At 36.5% G+C, this 5,728-nt stretch carries 4 protein-coding genes, 4 tRNA genes and 1 rRNA gene; all 9 read right to left on the bottom strand.

Annotated elements, in window-relative coordinates:
• Positions 1-92: 92 nt before the first annotated feature.
• The 9 genes from tuf to rrf all read right to left on the bottom strand — a co-directional run bounded on the left by tuf (position 93) and on the right by rrf (position 5,555).
• Entirely contained in the window at positions 93-1,277 is a 1,185-nt protein-coding gene (gene tuf, locus KO509_RS15310; RefSeq protein WP_215974142.1) for an elongation factor Tu, read from the bottom strand.
• Between the two features lie 97 nt (positions 1,278-1,374).
• Positions 1,375-1,450 (bottom strand) — tRNA-Thr (locus KO509_RS15305).
• A 16-nt stretch (positions 1,451-1,466) separates the two neighbouring features.
• Positions 1,467-1,541: transfer RNA gene (locus KO509_RS15300), tRNA-Gly, on the bottom strand.
• 64 nt (positions 1,542-1,605) lie between these two features.
• Positions 1,606-1,690 (bottom strand) — tRNA-Tyr (locus KO509_RS15295).
• Positions 1,691-1,733: 43 nt separating this feature from the next.
• Positions 1,734-1,809 (bottom strand) — tRNA-Thr (locus KO509_RS15290).
• A 138-nt stretch (positions 1,810-1,947) separates the two neighbouring features.
• A complete protein-coding gene (locus KO509_RS15285; protein WP_215974141.1) occupies positions 1,948-2,682 on the bottom strand; it encodes a type III pantothenate kinase in 735 nt (244 codons plus the stop codon).
• Positions 2,676-3,656 carry a bifunctional biotin--[acetyl-CoA-carboxylase] ligase/biotin operon repressor BirA gene (birA, locus tag KO509_RS15280; RefSeq protein WP_215974140.1) on the bottom strand — a complete coding sequence of 327 codons (981 nt, stop codon included), beginning with the start codon at positions 3,654-3,656 and terminating at the stop codon, positions 2,676-2,678. The genes KO509_RS15285 and birA overlap by 7 nt, the downstream gene beginning before the upstream one ends.
• A 4-nt stretch (positions 3,657-3,660) precedes the next feature.
• Positions 3,661-4,704 (bottom strand): UDP-N-acetylmuramate dehydrogenase, encoded by a 1,044-nt coding sequence (murB, locus tag KO509_RS15275; RefSeq protein ID WP_215974139.1) that lies wholly within the window; start codon positions 4,702-4,704, stop codon positions 3,661-3,663.
• Positions 4,705-5,440: 736 nt separating this feature from the next.
• Positions 5,441-5,555, bottom strand: a 5S ribosomal RNA gene (gene rrf / locus KO509_RS15270).
• Positions 5,556-5,728: the final 173 nt, after the last annotated feature.

Here is a 5,728-nt window from a genome sequence, read left to right as displayed (position 1 = left end):
AATAAAACCAAAGAAGGCCGCAGAAGCGACCTTTTTTATTCATTAACCTTTTGTGTTCGCTAACCAATAGGTTAACTACAATAAAGTGTTAATTACTCGATGATTGCAGATACAACACCAGCACCAACAGTACGACCACCTTCACGGATTGCGAAGCGTAATCCTTCGTCCATCGCTACTGGGTTAATTAGCTCAACAACAAACTTCAAGTTGTCGCCTGGCATTACCATTTCAACACCTTCAGGAAGCTCTACTGAACCAGTGATATCCGTTGTACGGAAGTAAAACTGTGGACGGTATCCTTTAAAGAATGGCGTATGACGACCACCTTCATCTTTAGAAAGAACATAAACTTCTGATTCAAATTTAGTGTGTGGAGAAATAGAACCTGGAGCACATAGTACTTGACCACGTTCAACATCTTCACGCTTAAGACCACGTAGAAGAACACCACAGTTCTCGCCTGCACGACCTTCGTCAAGAAGCTTACGGAACATTTCAACACCTGTACAAGTTGATTTTTGTGTATCACGGATACCTACAACTTCTACTTCTTCACCAACTTTGATGATACCACGTTCAACACGACCCGTTACAACAGTACCACGACCAGCGATTGAGAATACATCTTCGATTGGCATGATGAATGCACCATCAATTGCACGCTCTGGCTCTGGAATGTATGTATCTAATTGGTCAGCAAGTTCAATTACTTTCGCTTCCCATTTTTCTTCGCCTTGAAGTGCGCCTAAAGCTGAACCTTGGATTACTGGTAAATCATCACCTGGGAAATCATATTCAGAAAGTAGTTCACGGATTTCCATTTCTACTAGCTCTAATAACTCTTCATCATCAACAACATCACATTTGTTCATGAATACGATGATGTAAGGAACACCAACTTGACGAGAAAGTAAGATATGCTCACGTGTTTGTGGCATAGGACCATCTGTAGCAGCAACTACTAAGATAGCACCATCCATTTGTGCTGCACCAGTGATCATGTTTTTGATATAATCGGCATGGCCTGGGCAATCTACGTGTGCGTAGTGACGTGTTTCTGTATCGTACTCGATGTGAGAAGTATTGATTGTAATACCACGCTCACGCTCTTCTGGTGCATTATCGATTTGTGCGAAATCTTTTAATTCACCACCATGTACTTTAGTTAATACCGCAGAGATAGCGGCTGTTAATGTTGTTTTACCGTGATCAACGTGACCGATTGTACCAACGTTAACATGCGGTTTATTACGTTCAAATTTTTCTTTAGCCATTTTAAAATACCTCTGGGTATAGAATTAAGTTTAATTTTACGTTTACTTTATATAGTAAATAAATTTAGGAAATAAAAAGATAGGGTCATCTAAGGAATGGTGCTGATAGGCAGATTCGAACTGCCGACCTCACCCTTACCAAGGGTGCGCTCTACCAACTGAGCCATATCAGCATTCATGTACAAAGATTGGAGCGGGTGGCGGGAATCGAACCCGCTTCATCAGCTTGGAAGGCTGAGGTAATAGCCAGTATACGACACCCGCTAACTCTATCAGTTTATCTCTGCTTAGATTTATATTTGCATTACAAAAATAAATCTAAAAAATATGGTGGAGGGAGGTGGATTCGAACCACCGAAGGCGGAGCCGTCAGATTTACAGTCTGATCCCTTTGGCCACTCGGGAACCCCTCCAGTATATTTACCTATATCACTAACTAATAGTGAATAGTATTAATGGTGCCGACTGCCGGAGTCGAACTGGCGACCTACTGATTACAAGTCAGTTGCTCTACCAACTGAGCTAAGTCGGCACTACATTAAGTGGTGCGAATTCTAGAGCAATGTTTTGTCCCTTGCAAGTCCAAATTTCAAAAATATCGATGTTTTTTTTACTTTAATGATTCTTTAGTGCGTGTTTGATGTTTTTTTATCCAAAGCAACTAAGTAAATTACTTTATCGGCTCTATATAAGTCTCTAATCCATCAAAAACCAGTTCTGTAATTATTGTCGTTTTATGCGCCATCAATCGCGCAAGAGATATACCATTTCCACCAGTAATAATTACTTCATCAAGTATGTCACCTTGCTTTTCTATATTCGATATAGCGAGTTGAATAGCTCCAACTGTTGCAGCCCAAGCAGCATTATGCACATTCTCAGAAGTGTTTAATCCAAACACTAAGCTTTCTTTTTCTACTTGGTTTGCTTTAACTTGTGTAGTTTCTGATAAAACACTTGAAATCAATACCTTAATACCTGCTAATATCCAACCACCTTCATGTTGTCCTGAAGCTTTTAGAAAATCAATTGTTGTTGCCGTACCGGCATCTATTATTAATATATTTTTATTTGGATAACGTTTAGCTCCACCAAGTAAAGCTAACCACCTATCTACTCCTAATTGATTAGGATCTTTATAACCAGAGTTAACCTTACCTTTCTTTATTTCACTATATATTTGCTGATAGATAACATTATTATTTCGACACCAAACATCTATTTTATCCGTAACTTCTTTATTACTTACACTTGCAACAAGAAGCTTTGTTGCACCTCGGAAATTATCATTTAAAAAGGTATTTGAAATTAAATCATTTAAAACCGCTTGTTGCGCGCTTCTTATACCCTTGTCAATAAAACAAAATTTTGTCCTAGTATTACCAATATCCAATAATATTAACACTCATCACCTCTAAGGCTGACTTCACCACCATATACGGTCTGTCCTTTTCCATCCACTTCCAAAAGTAGAGCGCCTTGTGGATTAACTCCTCGGTAGATACCTCTTGTAACACGATCACCCGTTATTAATTTAACTTTCTTATCCTTATAAAAATCTCTGGCGTGCCATTCATCAAGTATTCCAGCTAATCCTTCGTTTTGATATTGCTCTAATCTTTGTAATAGATGATAAATTAAATGAGCACTTAATAAGTTTCTATCTATTTTGGTGTCACTATGGCTTTGTAAATCTGTCCACTTTTGATTGATTCTAGTTGCTGCTTGTTGAGGTATATCAACATTAATACCAATACCAATAATACTATGGCTAGGCTCTAAAGCCTGTCCTTCTAGATCAATCAAAATTCCTGCTAATTTCACACCATCCAAATAAATATCATTCGGCCATTTCAGCTGTACATTAATTGCTGTTGATGAATAAATTGCATCACTAACTGCTAATGCAGTGACTAGACTAAGCCCCATAGCAGCAGATAACCCTTGCTCTAAGTGCCAATAGATCGATAAATAAATTTGTGAACCAAACGGAGAGACCCATTCTCGCCCACGGCGTCCTCTGCCTGCACTTTGGTATTCGGCAATACATACTTGCCCATGAGTTAATTGATTTGGTAAACGTCGTAATAAATAACTATTGGTAGAGTCAATTAAACTATGAACTTCAACTGTCGGTATTAAACTGCCCTTAGGTATCGCTGCAACAATTTTACTATGATCTAATAAAGATAATGGTTTAGATAATTTATAACCTTTGCCTGTAACACTATAGATATCTAACTCCATATCAATTAGTGCTTTGATATGTTTTGATATAGCAGCACGACTTATATTTAATTCTTCACCTAGTGTTTGGCCAGAAACAAATTGCCCTCCTGAAAGTGCTTTAATTAAGTATTCTTTAACTACTTTTGTCATAATGTTACTTACCCCAATCAACTATTGGTAAATCTGTAAACTTTCGCTCTCCATGCGAAGTTACCATGCGTACTTCTGGTGAAAGTAGTATTTCGAATTTTTTATACGTTTGCTTTTGAACAAATTGTGCTAAAGCTAAAATATCTTTACCGTAATCACTTTCATGATTTACTAATACTAAGGCTTGGTGCTGATGTACACCCACGTGATTTTTACAGTAACCTTTTAAACCTGCTTGCTCAATTAACCAGCCAGCTGCAAGTTTTACAGTACCATCATCTTGAGAATAAAATGGAATACTTGGATAGATATTCTTTAAACTAGTCAGCTTATCAACACTAACAATCGGGTTTTTGAAAAAGCTTCCCGCATTCGGGAGTTTATCAGGGTCAGGCAATTTAGCTTGTCGTAAACTGATAACTTTATTCATAACATCACGAGCACTAGTATCAAGAGGTAATTCGTTCAAACCTGAATAGGATAAATTGGCTTGCCATTTCTTAGGGAGTTTTAAAACTACCTCAGTTATAACACCTTTATTAAGTAAATCATTTTTAAATATACTATCTCGATAAGAAAAACAACAATCTTGATTACTTAAAGTGGTAAGAGTTTTACTTGAAAAATCAAACCACGTCACTTCTACACAAAAGTCGGACAGCTCCACACCATAAGCACCAATATTCTGTACAGGAGAAGCACCTACGCTACCCGGAATCAACGCAAGATTTTCTAAACCATAAACACCATTATTAATACATAAACAAACAACTTCATGCCAATTTTCACCTGCACCAACTCGAACAAAGTAGTTATCAGTTGTTTCAGTAATATCGATCCCTTTAAAATCTGGTTTAATGATAATAGGTGCTTGAGTATCGACAAATAAAGTATTACTACCCTCACCAAGAATATAAAATGGACTTAACGACAAATCAGGTAAAGACTCTAAATCAGATAGAGTTTGCGGAAAATATACTATTGGGCAAATACTTTTCACATTAAAACTATTATTTTTTCGCAAAGAAAATTGCTTGCTTGATTTCATATCTATTCTATTATTCAATTTAGATAGTGTTATTGTACTGAATATTTATATCAACACCAGTTAAAGCAAGTACTAAGCTATAAAAGATCCACTCACGAACTAACACATACTATTTTCGTATTATTATTCAAAGCGTGAACAATACAATAATGTTGTAAATTAAATTGAACTTTAAAGGATAAAGGGACTCTTACTTAATAGTTATGTTATCCCTTAGTGTTTCATGTTTATGCATCTATTTTTATAGATGCATTTTTTTTGCTTTTTTTAGCGATATAAAGAAGTAATAACTTTACATTTTTTTACAATAACATCCACAACGACTAAACATAGTCACACTATCACTTCATAGAATTAACTTTATCAAGTTCTGAGCCATATATAGTTTCTCATCTGAGCTGATATTAGATTATAAAACTGTTGAAATTAGTAGATGCACCTTGCATGAATATAGATGTAATGAGAAAACACTTATCTTTAATTTCCGAACGAACATTATTAGGAAGACATGTCTTATTATTGTTGATGGTGTAGCATGGCTCCAAGAGCAGTTGATATGACAGAATAAACCCACTAATCAATGTTTTAAAGGGGATGATGACATCGTTGATTCTTGCTGTAGCGCATGGGGAACACTCATATAAGATATAGAGAGAGTTAAAAACTCTGCTCTAGAGATTGAAAACCCAGACAGCAAAAAACCCGACTCTTTCGAATCGGGCTTCTCTAAATAGAAGTTTAGCAATGTCCTACTCTCACATGGGAACTCCCACACTACCATCGGCGCTACTGCGTTTCACTTCTGAGTTCGGAATGGAGTCAGGTGGTACCACAGCGCTATTGTCGCTAAACAAAAAAATTCAATCTTAGAAAGCTGTAAATATCGTTTTATTCTTTATTCTTATTCAAGTAACACGTAAGTACGTGTGTTTTCTATTATGTCAGTCTTCATACAATTCACTTCATAGCTCTAAAAAACTACTTGGGTGTTGTATGGTTAAGCCTCACGGGCAATTAGTATCAG

Source organism: Colwellia sp. C2M11 (assembly GCF_018860915.1).
In the GTDB taxonomy this organism is placed as follows: domain Bacteria; phylum Pseudomonadota; class Gammaproteobacteria; order Enterobacterales; family Alteromonadaceae; genus Colwellia.
The sequence above is the reverse complement of the archived record's forward strand: the minus strand, read 5'-3'. Positions and strand labels throughout refer to the sequence as shown.